This is a genomic window from Salinicola endophyticus, from assembly GCF_040536835.1.
GTDB lineage: Bacteria > Pseudomonadota > Gammaproteobacteria > Pseudomonadales > Halomonadaceae > Salinicola > Salinicola endophyticus_A.
This window is the reverse complement of sequence record NZ_CP159578.1, coordinates 1,839,896-1,853,078: the sequence shown is the minus strand read 5'-3', so window position 1 is coordinate 1,853,078 and position 13,183 is coordinate 1,839,896. Positions and strand designations below refer to the sequence as shown.

The 13,183-nt window shown below is 65.4% G+C and carries 13 protein-coding genes; 2 read left to right on the top strand and 11 right to left on the bottom strand.

The annotated features are described in order from the left end of the window. Positions 1-33 precede the first annotated feature (33 nt). Both ABV408_RS08415 and ABV408_RS08410 read left to right on the top strand, forming a co-directional pair. Positions 34-1,518: a TolC family protein gene (locus tag ABV408_RS08415; protein ID WP_353981953.1), complete on the top strand. Its 1,485-nt coding sequence runs from the start codon at positions 34-36 to the stop codon at positions 1,516-1,518. 161 nt (positions 1,519-1,679) lie between these two features. After that, entirely contained in the window at positions 1,680-2,777 is a 1,098-nt protein-coding gene (locus tag ABV408_RS08410; RefSeq protein WP_353981952.1) for an aldo/keto reductase, read from the top strand. 121 nt (positions 2,778-2,898) lie between these two features. Here the strand turns inward: ABV408_RS08410 and dcd are convergent, their stop codons facing one another. From dcd to ABV408_RS08355, 11 genes are all read right to left on the bottom strand, one after another. Next, complete coding sequence (dcd, locus tag ABV408_RS08405) at positions 2,899-3,465, bottom strand: dCTP deaminase (RefSeq protein WP_353981951.1); 567 nt, start codon at positions 3,463-3,465, stop codon at positions 2,899-2,901. Positions 3,466-3,623: 158 nt separating this feature from the next. Then, positions 3,624-4,427, bottom strand: a complete 804-nt coding sequence (gene apbC / locus ABV408_RS08400) for an iron-sulfur cluster carrier protein ApbC (RefSeq protein ID WP_207034589.1) — start codon at positions 4,425-4,427, stop codon at positions 3,624-3,626. Between the two features lie 138 nt (positions 4,428-4,565). Beyond that, positions 4,566-5,018: a TerB family tellurite resistance protein gene (locus ABV408_RS08395; RefSeq protein ID WP_207034591.1), complete on the bottom strand. Its 453-nt coding sequence runs from the start codon at positions 5,016-5,018 to the stop codon at positions 4,566-4,568. Between the two features lie 263 nt (positions 5,019-5,281). After that, entirely contained in the window at positions 5,282-5,797 is a 516-nt protein-coding gene (luxS, locus tag ABV408_RS08390; RefSeq protein ID WP_353981950.1) for an S-ribosylhomocysteine lyase, read from the bottom strand. Positions 5,798-5,904: 107 nt separating this feature from the next. Continuing rightward, the gene (locus ABV408_RS08385; protein ID WP_353981949.1) at positions 5,905-6,633 is read right to left on the bottom strand and encodes a glutathione S-transferase; all 729 of its coding nucleotides are present in this window, start codon (positions 6,631-6,633) and stop codon (positions 5,905-5,907) included. Between the two features lie 201 nt (positions 6,634-6,834). Beyond that, the gene (locus ABV408_RS08380) at positions 6,835-7,104 is read right to left on the bottom strand and encodes a hypothetical protein (RefSeq protein WP_207034593.1); all 270 of its coding nucleotides are present in this window, start codon (positions 7,102-7,104) and stop codon (positions 6,835-6,837) included. Between the two features lie 143 nt (positions 7,105-7,247). Continuing rightward, positions 7,248-8,069 (bottom strand): arginase family protein, encoded by an 822-nt coding sequence (locus ABV408_RS08375; RefSeq protein ID WP_353981948.1) that lies wholly within the window; start codon positions 8,067-8,069, stop codon positions 7,248-7,250. A 30-nt stretch (positions 8,070-8,099) separates the two neighbouring features. Next, the gene (locus ABV408_RS08370) at positions 8,100-10,484 is read right to left on the bottom strand and encodes a DNA polymerase II (RefSeq protein WP_353981947.1); all 2,385 of its coding nucleotides are present in this window, start codon (positions 10,482-10,484) and stop codon (positions 8,100-8,102) included. 13 nt (positions 10,485-10,497) lie between these two features. Further along, entirely contained in the window at positions 10,498-11,427 is a 930-nt protein-coding gene (locus tag ABV408_RS08365) for an AEC family transporter (RefSeq protein ID WP_353981946.1), read from the bottom strand. An 81-nt stretch (positions 11,428-11,508) separates the two neighbouring features. After that, positions 11,509-12,567 (bottom strand): glycosyltransferase family 2 protein, encoded by a 1,059-nt coding sequence (locus tag ABV408_RS08360; RefSeq protein WP_353981945.1) that lies wholly within the window; start codon positions 12,565-12,567, stop codon positions 11,509-11,511. Positions 12,568-12,724: 157 nt separating this feature from the next. Then, positions 12,725-13,153, bottom strand: coding sequence for a DoxX family protein (locus tag ABV408_RS08355; protein WP_353981944.1), 429 nt, complete (start codon positions 13,151-13,153; stop codon positions 12,725-12,727). Positions 13,154-13,183: the final 30 nt, after the last annotated feature.

Genomic DNA, 13,183 nt, shown 5'->3' with positions numbered 1-13,183 from the left:
TTGATAGATGCCGTACCAAGGGGAAGTTCGAGGATGAGTCGTCAAAAGCAAATTTTCGCAGTCAGCCTGTTGGCTCTGGCCATCAGTGGCTGCGCCGTCACCAGCCAGCCCATCGATCACAGCGTCAGCGAACAGCGCGCGCAGCAGGATCTGCGTACGATGTTCAAGGACCAGGAGCCGCTCAGCGGCCCACTCACGCTGCACGAAGCCATGGCGCGCGCCGTAAAGTACAACCTCGAGGGGCGCTTGAAGATCATGGAAGAGGCCATGGCCCAGCGCCAGGTCGATCTGGCCACCTTCGACATGCTGCCGCGCATGGCGCTGTCCGCCGGCTACGCCGGGCGCAGCAACGTCAGCGCTTCCAGCAGCGAGAGCATTCGTACCGGCACACAGTCGCTCGAACCTTCGACCTCACTGGATCGCGACCGCCGCGTCGCTGACCTGACCACGGTGTGGAACGTACTCGACTTCGGCGTCGGTTATGTCAATGCCAAGCAGCAGAGCGATCGACGCCTGATCGTGCAGGAGCGCCGACGCAAGGTGGTCCACACCATCATTCAGGACGTGCGTTCGGCCTATTGGCGGGCCGTAGCGGCCGACCGCCTGCTGGGGCAGATCGACAGTCTGATGGCACGAGTCGATCAGGCGAGTGAGAACAGCCGCCGCCTCAGCGATCAGCGTATCGGCGACATCATCCAGACGCTGAGCTACCAGCGCGCCCTGATCGAAGCCACGCGTCAGCTCGAGGAGCAGCGCCGCGCGCTGTCGCTGGCCAAGACCGAGCTCGCGACGCTGATCAATATGCCCCTGGGCACCGAGATCGAGCTGGCGCCCGAGACGGGCTATCAGGTGCCTCAGCTCACGATCGATCTCGACCAGCTCGAACAGGCGGCCCTGACACAGCGCCCCGAACTGCGCGAACAGGACTACGAAACCCGCATCAGCGCCGCCGAGACCCGCAAGGCCATGCTGCGCCTGCTGCCCGGCCTGGAGTTCTCCGCTGGCGCCCACTACGACAGCAACTCCTTCCTGGTCAATCAGAGCTGGGCCGATTACGGCGTGAAGGTCACCTGGAACCTGTTCAACGTGCTCTCCGGGCCCGCCGCCATCGACGCAGCCAAAGCCGGCCAGGCAGTCGTGGAAGCACGCCGCCAGGCCATGTCGATGGCAATTCTGGCCCAACTGCATGTCGCCAATGCCAACTTCCGCGAAGCACAACGTCAGTTCGAGACCAGCCAGCAATTGGTCAGCCTGGATGGCCAGATCGTCGAGCAGTTACGCAATCGCTATCAGGCACAGAGCATCGGCGAACTGGAGCTGATCCAGGGCGAACTGAATACGCTGCAGGCGGATCTGCGCCGCGACCTGGCCTACGCCGATCTGCGCAGCAGCTATGGCCAGCTCGCCGCCAGCGTCGGCTTCGATCCCTTGCCCGAGAGCCTCGCCTCCAACAGCATCGACGGCATCGCCGACGCGCTCGCCAGCCGCGAAGCACAGTGGCAATCGGGCCAGCTGTAGCCCCACGAGGGCATGTGTTGGCTCATCAGCGCCGCCCAGAGCGGCGCTTCTCCAGGTATTTCTCCAGGCGCTGAGACTTGCTCCCGAGCCGATCTTTGCCAGACTGACAGAGCCCCGCCCGCCTCGCGGCGGGGCTCGATTCAGCCAGGCAAGGAGGCCATATGAGCATGCAATATCGTCCGCTGGGCAACTCGGGGCTGATGGTCTCGAGCTTGACCCTGGGCACGGTGCCGTTCGGCGGCAGCCACGGTTTCGAAAAAGCAGCGAGCGTCGACGTCAAGGGCGCTCGGCGCCTGCTCGACATCGCCTTCGAAGCCGGTGTCAATCTGGTCGACACCGCCGATCTCTACTCCCACGGCCAGGCCGAGGAGATCACCGCCAAGGCGCTGGGCGACAAACGCCAGGACATCATCCTCGCCACCAAGGGCCGCAGCCCCCTGGGCGATGACCCCAATGCCAGCGGCGCGTCGCGCTACCATCTGATCCGCGCGGTGGAAGCCAGCCTCAAACGCCTGGGCACCGACCACATCGATCTCTACCAGATCCACAACTGGGACGGTGTCACCCCGGTCGAGGAGACGCTGGAGGCGCTGCACCATCTGGTCACCAGCGGCAAGGTGCGCTACTGGGGCACCTCCAACTACACCGGCTGGCAAATGATGAAGACCCTGGGCAAGGCAGAGCTCCACGGCCTGACCAAGCCGATCAGCCAGCAGATCTACTACACCCCGGAGTCGCGTGAAGCGGAGTACGAGCTGATGCCGCTGGCACTGGACCAGAACCTCGGCTCGCTGATCTGGGGGCCGCTGGGCGAAGGCTTCCTGACCGGCAAGGTGCGCCGCGGCCAGCCTACGCCGCCGGACACCCGCCAGGGCAACGGCTGGCCCGAGCCCTATGTCCACGACATGGAGCGCGCCTACGATATTATCGAGGCGCTGATCGCCATCGGCGAAGCCCACGACTGCTCGCCGGCGCGCGTGTGCCTGGCGTGGCTCAAGGATCGCCCAGGTGTCACCTCGCTGATTGTCGGCGCGCGTAGTGAAGCGCATCTGCAGGACAACCTCGCCGCCGTCGAGCTGACGCTGAGCGAGGCCGAGCAGCGCCAACTAGAGCAGCTGACACGCCCCGCCCCGCTTTACCCCTACTGGCACCGGGTCGTGGCCGGCATGGATCGCCTCGACCCGGCAGAGAAGCCGTTTCTGGATGGCTACGCCGAGACCATCAAGCACCGCAGCGACGATCGCGCGGCGGATGTCTGACCCGGCACGGCTTGAGCAAAGCCCTGAGCAGCTCGGGGCAAATGCAAAGACGGGGCGCCTCCCTGGCGGAGGCGCCCCGTCTTTCATCACACGACCGGCCCTGGGGCCAAAGCCTGCGTGATCAGGTGCGCGGCAGGGTCACCCCGCGCTGTCCCATGTACTTGCCACCGCGATCCTTGTATGAGGTCGCGCAGACCTCATCGGATTCGAGGAACAGCATCTGCGCCACACCTTCGTTGGCGTAGATACGCGCCGGCAGGTTGGTGGTATTGGAGAACTCCAGCGTCACATGACCTTCCCACTCGGGCTCCAGCGGCGTGACGTTGACGATGATACCGCAGCGCGCATAGGTGGACTTGCCCAGGCAGATCGTCAGCACGCTGCGCGGGATGCGGAAATACTCCACCGTGCGCGCCAGGGCGAAGGAGTTGGGCGGGATCACGCAGGCGTCGCCCTTGACGTCGACGAAGCTCTTGTCATCGAACGCCTTGGGATCGACCACCGCCGAGTGGATATTGGTGAACACCTTGAACTCGTCGGCACAGCGCACGTCATAGCCGTAGCTGGAAGTGCCGTAGGAGATCACGCGCTGGTCGTTGGCGTAGCGGACCTGGTCCGCCTCGAAGGGCTCGATCATGCCCTCCTGCTCCGCCATCCGGCGAATCCACTTGTCGGATTTGATGCTCATGCAGGTGTCCTTGGAGCGGCGTCACGGAGAGTCTTTGCTCCCCCGCGCCGGGTCGAGAAATGGGTAAGGCTGAATCGGCTCGCCATCATAGCGGCCCGCCCACACGAAGGGAACGCCAGGCGCCGCCAGCAAGGCCGCGCCTGGTCATGCACCGGAAACTAGTCGCTGAACGAGATACTCGGCCCGGTACCGCCGCTCTCGGCGACACCGCTGGCCACCGCGCGGGCGATGTGCCGGAAGGTCTGTGCCACCTCGCCATCGGGCTCGGCGACCACGCTGGGCTGGCCGCCATCGGCCTGCTCGCGGATGGAGAGCGTCAGCGGCAGCTGGCCCAGCAGTTGGGTCGCGTACTGCTCGGCGATGCGCTCACCGCCGCCGCTGCCGAAGATCGGCTCGCTGTGACCGCACTGGGAGCAGACGTGCAGGCTCATGTTCTCGACCACACCCAGTACCGGCACGCTCACCTTGCGGAACATCTCGATGCCCTTGCGCGCATCCAGCAGCGCGATGTCCTGGGGCGTGGTGACGATCACCGCACCATCCACCGAAACCTTCTGCGCCAGCGTCAGCTGGATGTCACCGGTACCCGGCGGCATGTCGATGAACAGAAAGTCGAGATCGTCCCACAGCGTCTGATTGAGCAGCTGCTGGAAGGCGCCGGAGACCATCGGCCCGCGCCAGACCATGGGCTGATTGATATCCACCATGAACGCCATCGACATCGCCTGGATCCCGTGGGCGACGACCGGCTTCATGTTCTTCTCGTCGACCACCTCAGGGCGGGTATTCTCCGGCAGCCCCAGCATGCGCGCCTGGCTCGGGCCGTAGATGTCCGCATCCAGCAGCCCTACCCGATAGCCTTCGGCGGCCATGGCCAGCGCCAGATTGGCGGTCACGGTGGATTTGCCGACGCCGCCCTTGCCCGACGCCACGGCCACGATGTGCTTGATGCCCTCGGTCACGTTCCCTCCTTGACTCACTGTCGACGGCCACGGCCACCCGGACCGCGCTTTGACGGCAGTATAACGGTCACGCAGGGGGATACCCTAGGGCCGAGGTCGGAAATTCCGCGCCGCCGGCGACCGTCACGATACCGGTGCTCAGCCGCGCGCTTCGAGCACGGCGAGCTTGGTGCGAATGAAGTCGCTGTGACTGACATAGAGCAGGTCGGCCAGACGGCGGATGCGATGCTCCTCGAGGGCGGCGAGTTCGTCGTCGGCGTAGGCCAGGCGCCACATGGCGGCGACCAGCTCGACCCGCTGGGCGTAGCTGAAACGCTCGTTGAGCAGCGACACGTACTGGAAGTGGTCGACCGCATGTTCGACCTGCGCTTCGGCCTCCGCGATCAGCGCATCGGCCTGCTCTCCGCTCAGCGAGAACTGCCGCACCAGCATCTCGCGCAGGGTCGCTAGCTCCTGCGGGTCGACCTCGTAGTCGGCGCGCAGCACCTCGCTGAGCAGCGCCGCCACTGCCAGCTGCGGGGTGACCGCATCGTGATGATCGTGGGCAGGCGCAAGCACCCGCTGGAAGAACTGCTGAACCGTATCGAGCATGAGGGGTGTCCTGATGAAAAGACGATGCGTGACGGAAAATGACGAGCCGGGCCGAACGCCGATAACGCGTGGATGAGCACGCTCGACACCATCACACCTTGGACACCGCCCGCGCTGAAGGTTCGCCGCGCGGCCCGCCCCGGGCCAAGGAAAGCCGGATCCAGAAGCGACAGACCCAGAAACGACAAACCCAGAAACAAAAAGACCCGCGGCAGTCACGCCCCGGGCCTTGCACCATGCGCTCGAGCTTGCGGCGCCTCGACTCAGGCGCCGTGCGTCGCCAGGAACTCTTCGGTCAGCTTCAGCTCGCTGTTGGAGTTGACGCCGATGCCGCGGGTCGTGACATTGCGCGCGATCTGCTGGGCCTCGTCCAGCGAGTGCATCTCGGCGGTGCCGCACTGGTAGATGTTGAGCTCGGGGATCGACTTCTGATCCTCGAGCGCCAGCACGTCGCGCATCGAGGCTTCCCAGGCTGCACCCACGGTGGCCTCGTCGACCTGACCGATCAGGCTCATGTAGAAGCCCGTGCGGCAGCCCATCGGCGAGATATCGATGATCTCGACCCCATCACCGTTGAGATGCTGGCGCATGAAGCCCGCAAACAGATGCTCCAGCGTATGAATGCCACGCTCGGAGAGGATCTCCTCGTTGGGCACGCAGAAGCGCAGGTCGTAGACCGTGATGTCGTCGCCGTGGGGCGTGCGCATCTGCTTGGCCACACGTACCGCCGGAGCGTTCATCTTGGTGTGGTCGACCATGAAGCTATCGAGTAAGGGCATCGTTGCCTCCTTGTCCGTGAGTCGGAAGTGTCTCTACTGTAGCACGCCAGCCGCGCGAGTCAGAACGCCGTGGCCCTTCCCGGGCCGCACGCGGCGGCTACCCGAACTCAGCCATCCAGCTCGGGATAGTGGCGGAAGATCCCCGACTGGTTGAACGCCTGGCGCCGGTCGGAGGTCAGGTAGCTGGCCAGCCGCGGGCGCGACCCAACCCGGTCGACCAAGGCCATCAGGGCAGGCAGCTCCGGCTCCAGACGACCCATGGCGCGCGGGAACGCGTAGCGCAGTCCGGTCACCACCTGGAACAGCGACAGATCGACATAGCTATGCGCGCCGCCGACCAGGTAGGCCTCGCTGTCGGCGTTCACCGCCAGCACCCGCTCGAAGTAGTCGAGAAACTTGGGCAGCCGCTCCTGGACGAACAGCACGCCCCGACGCTGCGCCTCGTCGCGCTGATCCTCGTAGTAGAGCGATGTCCCGATCGGATGGTGGGTATCGTGAATCTCGGCGACGAAATCGCTGAGCGTGAGCTGCAAGCCATGAGCACGACGCTGCAGCACCGGATCGTCGGCGACCAGCGACAAGCGCGGGCCGAGAAACAGCAAAATGTTGGCAACGTGAGAGATCATCTCATCATCCGCCTTGAGCAGCGGCGGCGCGAAATGCGGCTGCCCCAGCCCCCCGGCATGCAGACACTCGCTGACCGCCCCTGCGCCACCGCCCTGCGCCGCCGGCAGGCGTGCGATATCGACATACTCGACGCCGACGTCCTCGAATGCCAGACGCACGAATTCGCCGCGTCCCTGGATACCCGGCCAGTAATAGAGTTCATAACGCATGGCGTTCACCTCCGAGAACGAGAGACATCGGTGACGGGGCTCGAAGACGCGGCCCGCGACGAGTCAGCGTAGCAGCTCTCACCCGCGCACGCGGCCAGCGCCCGCACCCACGAAAAAGCCGAACCCCGAAGGGTTCGGCTCTCACTCAAGCGTCAGCCTGCCCGCCACCGCGCGTAACGCTGTGCCTGCCGACCCACTCGCTCAGCGGCAGGCCACCGCCTGACGCAGCGTACTCTTGACCCACAGACGCTGGCCATCCGGCGTCTTGCCCTGGTCGTTCCACTGCTGGGTGGTCTGGACGCAGAACGAGCCCAGATTCTCGACCGCCGGCGCCGCCGCCTCCGGGCGCTCGCCGCCGATCCGCAGCACGTCTGTATTGTTGGACTGATAGTTGGGCGCAAAGGTGTTGGACGCACACCCGCCAACGGCCAGGGCCGTCACGGCGGCGAACAGGATGTGGCGCAATGCCATGGCGATGATTCCTCGGAAAGCGTGCGGCATGAGCCACCACGCAACACCGGCACGATTGCCGGCAGCGCGTATTTAGCACCGCCCCGTGGCACTGTCAATTGACTGCCCAAGCCCCTTAATCGAATGCTACCCGACATCGAAGATCAGCCTGGCAGATCAGTTCCCAGGCAGCGACGACAAAGCTCGACGATCTCGGCGTAACGCTCCCTGAATTCGCCTATAGGATCGTGATACTCGAACAGCCCCATGCCCACGACCGTGTGATGCAGGGCAAGCGAGCTCAGCCAGCGTCCCAAATCCGGGTAGCTCAACCCGTCAGGCGTCTTGAACAACGCCAGGCTCTCGTCATCGGGATCCAAGACATCCAGATCGAAGTGTATGTAGATTGGTTTTCCTGTCACGAAAGTCTCAATCTCCGCGCGAGCGCTGACTGAGAGGTCGAGCCAGTGACGAATCCGTCGCGAGGCAATGAAATCCTGCTCACCCGGGTCGCAGTCCCGCACGCCAACCAACCCAACCTGCTTTGGCGTCAAGTGGATAGATAGCAAGTCCAGAATCGGCTGCGGCCCTTCGCCCAGCAGTGTTCGAAGTGGCATACCGTGGAAGTCTCCACTAGGGCTGCTGGCGGGTGTATTGAGGTCGGCATGGGCATCGACCCACAAAATCCGCAGGTCAGCATGACGACGTGCAAAGTAGGCAATCGGCGCAATGTCTCCAGAGCACTCGCAGGAGAGCGTAAGCAGACGTGAAGGCGCCAACGCTTCCAGGTGCGTCATCTGAGCCGAGATGTTGGCCCGGATCTCATCCAAATGCTTGACACCTTGGCGCGTGTCGCCAGTTGCCGGATCGATGGGGGTTTCATCGATGGGGTAGACCGCTCCATCCAGGTAAGCACGCAAACTCTCCACCAGCTGATGTCGCTGACCGGCGCCCTGCCACTGAACGGATGCCATGACGGTCGTCATACGTAACTCCTTATCAAGGTCGACAGGTTCCTAGAACAGCCCCAGCTGCTGGTCGATCAAGCGCGTGAAGTCGTCATCGACGAACGGCAGGATGGCGTCGGCCACCGGCTGCAGCTGACGGCTCACATAGTGCTGATAGTCGATCGGCGAGCGCCGCGCTTCCAGCGGCTCGGGCCCGTTGACGGTGATCACGTAGCGGATCCAGCCACCGTTCTGGTACTGCAGGGGGCGCTGGAGCTGGCGGTTGAACTCGTCGGCCAGACGCGCGGCGCGCACATGCGGCGGGACATTGCGCTGGTAATCATCGAGCCGGCGCCGCAGCCGCTTGCGATAGACCAGATCGTCGTCATGCTCGCCCGCCAGGGTCTCGCGCACCAGCCGCCGGACATAGTCGCGATAGCCTTCACCGACGAAGATGCGCCGGTAGAGCTCGCGCTGGAACTGCTGCGCCAGCGGCGACCAGTCGGCGCGCACCGACTCCAGCCCCTTGAACACAAGGTGCTCGCTACCCTCGGCATCGGCCACCAGGCCGGCATAGCGCTTCTTGCTGCCCTCTTCGGCGCCGCGAATGGTGGGCATCAGAAAGCGCCGATAGTGGGTCTCGTACTGCAGCTCCAGCGCGCTGTCGAGGGCGTAGCGCTCACGCAGGTGCTCGCGCCACCAGGCGTTGACCCGGGCGACCAGCCGCTGGCCGATCGCCGCCGCGACCTCCTCCGCCTGCGCTTCACCCAGCCAGACGAAGGTGGAGTCGGTATCGCCGTAGATGACCGTATAGCCCTCGGCCTCGATCAGTTCACGAGTACGGCGCATGATCGCGTGACCGCGCATGGTGATCGAAGAGGCCAGCCGCGGGTCGAAGAAGCGGCAGCCACGTGAGCCGAGCACGCCGTAGAAGGCGTTCATGATAATTTTGAGCGCCTGGGCGAGCGGCGCGTTGCCCTCACGTTTGGCCGCCTCGCGCCCTTCCCACACCTGCGCCACGATCGCCGGCAGCGCATGCCGGGTGCGCGAGAAGTGCGCGCCCACAAAGCCGGGCACGGCCTGCTCGGGATCGGCAAGACCCTCGATCAGCCCCACCGGGTCGATCAGGAAGGAGCGGATGATCGACGGATACAGGCTCTTGAAGTCGAGCACCAGTACCGAGTCGTAGAGCCCCGGGCGCGAATCCATGACATAGCCGCCGGGGCTGTCCTCGCCGGTTCGGCTGCCCAGATTGGGCGCCACGAACCCCAGCCGGTGCATGCGCGGCAGATAGAGATGTGAGAACGCCGCCACCGACCCACCGCTGCGATCCGCCGCCAGCCCGGTCACGCTGGCCCGCTCGAGCAGGAAGTCGACGATCCGGGTATGCGCGAAGATCCGCGTGACCAGCTCGCAATCCTTGAGGTTGTAGCGCGCCAGCGCCGGCTTGTCCTCGGCGAACATGCGATTGATGTCGGCCATGCGCTGGTAGGGATTGTCGATCGCCTTGCCCTCGCCCAGCAGGGTCTGGGCGACGTTCTCCAGGCTGAACGAGGGAAAGCTCCAGGTCGCCTGACGCAGCGCTTCGATGCCATCGATGACAAGGCGCCCGGGAATGGTCACGAAGTAGTGATTGGGCTGCTGACCATGGGCGCGCCACTCCAGCGGCGCGCCGCCACGGCCCAGGGTCAGCGGCACGTCGAGCCGCTCCGCGTGGCGCTGCAGCTGGCGCAGATCGAACTGGATCACGTTCCAGCCGATGATCGCATCAGGATCGAAACGCGCGACCCAGGCGTTGAGCGCCTGCAGCAAATCTGCCCGCGAGTCGCAGTAGACCAGCTCGAAGTCGCGCTCGCGGTCGGCCACACTGCCCGCCCCCGCCGCTGGCCCGAGCATGTAGACGATGCGCTGGCCGCAGCCGTGCAGGCCGATCGAGTAGAGCTCGCCGCGCTCGCTGGTCTCGATGTCGAGTGAACAGAGCGTAAGCGTGGGGCGATAGTCCGGCGCCGGACGTAACTGCGCCTGCTGCAGCGAACCTGCGTCGTCCGCCACGCCGCTGGCCAGCACCGGTGCGGTGATGAAGCGCTCCATCAGATAGCGCTCCGGCGGGCGCACGTCGGCCTCGAACAGCTCGATGCCCGCTTCGCCCAGGCGGCGCTCTAGCTGCATCAGCTGGCGATACGAGCGGCAGTAGAGTCCCAGCAGCGGCCGCCGCGCGAAGTCGCGCAGGTCGAGCTCGCGCAGCGTTATCTCCGCTTCGTCACGCAGCAACCGCTCGACCTCGGCCCGCGCCTCGCGCGCCACGAAGGCCACCGACACCTGCGGCGGCAGCTCGACCCGGCAGGGGCCGGCGTCCGTCGCCAGCCATAGCCAGACCCGCGTCCCGGCCGGTGAGTCCTGCCAGTGGCGGGTCAGTACGAAGCCCTCGGTCGCCCCGCGCTGTGCTGCCGTCATGCCGCGCCCCCCCCTACAGCCCGAGCACCCAGGGCAATACCAGCCCCAGGTAGAGCGGAATCAGCAGCGGCGCCGCCAGCGTGGTCAGCAGCACGGCGATAGCGCCTTTTTCGGGGCGGATATTCAGCTCCATCGCGATCACCACCACGTTGGCGGCCATCGGCACCGCCCCCACCAGCAGGAATGCCAGCACCAGCGAGTCGGAGGCGTCGCCCAGCAGACGCAGCGCTACCGCCAGTGCCAGGGTTGCCAGCGGCCAGACCACGAAGCGGGTCACCACGCAGCCGACGACGAAGGCGCCATCCACCGCGCGCCAGCTGATGCGGCCCAGCGTCATGCCGATGATCATCATGCCGAGCACGGTAAAGCAGTACTTGAAGTAGCCCAGCCCTTCACTGACCGGCTGCGGTACCTGCCAGCCCAGAGCACTGATCAGCATACCGCCGGCAAAGGCGTAGATCAGCGGCAGCCGAGCCAGTCGCGACAGGCTCTCGCGCACCGAGAACTGGCCCCGCGCGCTGATATAGAAACCGACCGTGAACTCGTAGAGCGAGACACCCAGCATGCAGAACAGGTACTGGGTCACGCCCTCCGGTGGCAGCAGCACCAGCGCAATGGGGAAACCGAAGTAGCCGGTGTTGCCGGTGCCTGCGGAGAAGGCCAGCAGCGCCCGCTCCTGCTCGGCGTAGAAGCGCCCCGCCACGGCGTTGACCGCGAGACACAAAACCGACGAGAGCAGCACCACGCTGAAGGTGAGCGCCAGCTTGTCGACGCTGGGTTGCCCCTGGGTCAGCGCGTTGAAGAAGGTCAGCGGCGAGATCAGGTAGATCAGCAGTGTAGCGATGGGCCGTGGATCGAGCTGCAGGCGTCGCGCCGCCACCCAGCCCAGGCCGACGAAGGCCAGCAGCATCCACAGCGATTGAGAGAGATCGACATCGGGCATCAAGGGCGTTCCAGGCAGTCAGCGGCGAGACACTTCGGCCGCTAACTGTAACATCCGCCCTGCGACGTCGCGCGCCCCCGCTCAGCCCGAGGCCGCGCTGCGCCCGAGTTCTTCCGCACCGCCGTGGGCGGCGAGACGCGCAGCCAGCGCCGCTTCGTGGCGGGTGCCGCGCAGGAAGCGGGTGGCGCCATCCGGGTCGCCCTGCTCGACCAGCGCCAGCAGCATGGATACCGCCCGCGCGGCGCGCTGGCGGATCGCCTCACGATCGCGCTCGGTCAGCTCACCGAGCTGCAACTGCTGCATGAAGTCACGCTTGGCGCTGTCATAGGCGGCGAAGACCTCCCCCGGCCACACCATTCGGCGCCCCACCTTGACGTTACGGTGCGAGCGGTAGCCCGGGCGGTTGGTCTTGAGCTGCTGCTTGCCCGAGGGGCGCCCGCGCAGCAGCAGCGCCAGGTACTCCTCCTCGGAGCGGTACATGCGGTGAATCACGTAAGCCTGGCGCGGGACGATCGCGGTGTTGTCGGCCAGCTCCGGCTGGGTCTCGCTGTAGACCATCGGATTGCCGTCGGCGTCGATCGGCACGACGTCGCGACCGAAGATCGGATGGTGCACGCGCACGTGCTGGATCTCGATACCCTGGATCGGGAACAGCGTCTTCAGGTGCGACGAGAGTTCGTAGCCGGCGCCGTTCTGCAGTGGGCAGAACGCCTGCGCCTGGCCCAGCTCGCAGTGCCACAGGAAGCTGATCGGGCGCGGTGTGTCACCACACAGTCGCGCGATCAGTTGATCCACGCGGGTGGTGAGGTCCTGCGCCGTCCAGAACTCGTCGATATCCAGGAACATCAGCCAGTCGACACCCGCCGCGCGAGCATCTGCCAGCGCCTTGGCGTAAGCGATGGTCTGCAGCTTGCGCCCCACGCTGGGATCGCACAGGTCGACCCAGTCGATGAACTCGAAGGTGACCTGGGGATAAGCCTGCCCGATACGCCCGAGCACCGCCGCCGAGGTGTCCGAGGTGCGATTGAGCAGGACGTGGATCTGATCGAACCCGACGTGCAGATGATGAAAGACCCACTCGGCCAGATAAGGCCCTTCATCCTTGGCCACGGCGCACAGCCGTATACGCGGTTTGTTCAATGACCCATCCTCGACGATTGGTGAAGCGCGCTTGCCTGCCACTATGCACCGAGGATGAGATACCCACTTCACCTTCTCAAGATGGTTTACGTCACACTCGCGATAGCAGAGGTTCTGACCCGCCGCGCCTTGACGCCTATCCCTGCCATCTCCCCATTCACGCCTGACGATCGCGACGAGGCCACAACCCTGACCCGACGACGATGGCGAACAGAATCCAGAGCTGGAACGGCAGGCGCCACAGCAGCAGCCACCCCGGCACGGCGGGGAAGGCATCGGAGTGCAGCCACATGTAGACGTTGGCCGGGGTCACGCAGAGCGTCAGCAGCACCAGTCCCCACCCGGCCAGACGGCGCCAGCGCGGCAGCAAAAGCCCCACCACGCCGAGCAGTTCGAAGACACCGCTCACCCATACCGCCAGGCGCGGCCATGGCAGCCCCGGCGGAATGATCGTGACCATGACATCGGCATAGAGGAAGTGCGCGATACCGCCGAGGGTGAACCACAGCAGCACGAAACCCAGGCACACCCGGCGCCACCACGGCATCGCTGAGCGTGCCGCGCGGCGGCTTGCCTCTGTCTGCATGCAGGGTTCTCCTCTTGTCTCGATGACAGG

What these genes read in the sequence shown, in the direction of transcription:
- ABV408_RS08415 (WP_353981953.1), top strand. Translation starts at nt 34, where the DNA reads ATGAGTCGTCAAAAGCAAATTTTCGCAGTCAGCCTGTTGGCTCTGGCC.
- ABV408_RS08380 (WP_207034593.1), bottom strand. Translation starts at nt 7,104, where the DNA reads ATGGCATTGCGCCACATCCTGTTCGCCGCCGTGACGGCCCTGGCCGTT.
- ABV408_RS08365 (WP_353981946.1), bottom strand. Translation starts at nt 11,427, where the DNA reads ATGCCCGATGTCGATCTCTCTCAATCGCTGTGGATGCTGCTGGCCTTC.
- ABV408_RS08385 (WP_353981949.1), bottom strand. Translation starts at nt 6,633, where the DNA reads ATGCGTTATGAACTCTATTACTGGCCGGGTATCCAGGGACGCGGCGAA.
- dcd (WP_353981951.1), bottom strand. Translation starts at nt 3,465, where the DNA reads ATGAGCATCAAATCCGACAAGTGGATTCGCCGGATGGCGGAGCAGGAG.
- ABV408_RS08395 (WP_207034591.1), bottom strand. Translation starts at nt 5,018, where the DNA reads ATGCTCGATACGGTTCAGCAGTTCTTCCAGCGGGTGCTTGCGCCTGCC.
- ABV408_RS08410 (WP_353981952.1), top strand. Translation starts at nt 1,680, where the DNA reads ATGAGCATGCAATATCGTCCGCTGGGCAACTCGGGGCTGATGGTCTCG.
- ABV408_RS08370 (WP_353981947.1), bottom strand. Translation starts at nt 10,484, where the DNA reads ATGACGGCAGCACAGCGCGGGGCGACCGAGGGCTTCGTACTGACCCGC.
- ABV408_RS08375 (WP_353981948.1), bottom strand. Translation starts at nt 8,069, where the DNA reads ATGACGACCGTCATGGCATCCGTTCAGTGGCAGGGCGCCGGTCAGCGA.
- luxS (WP_353981950.1), bottom strand. Translation starts at nt 5,797, where the DNA reads ATGCCCTTACTCGATAGCTTCATGGTCGACCACACCAAGATGAACGCT.
- ABV408_RS08355 (WP_353981944.1), bottom strand. Translation starts at nt 13,153, where the DNA reads ATGCAGACAGAGGCAAGCCGCCGCGCGGCACGCTCAGCGATGCCGTGG.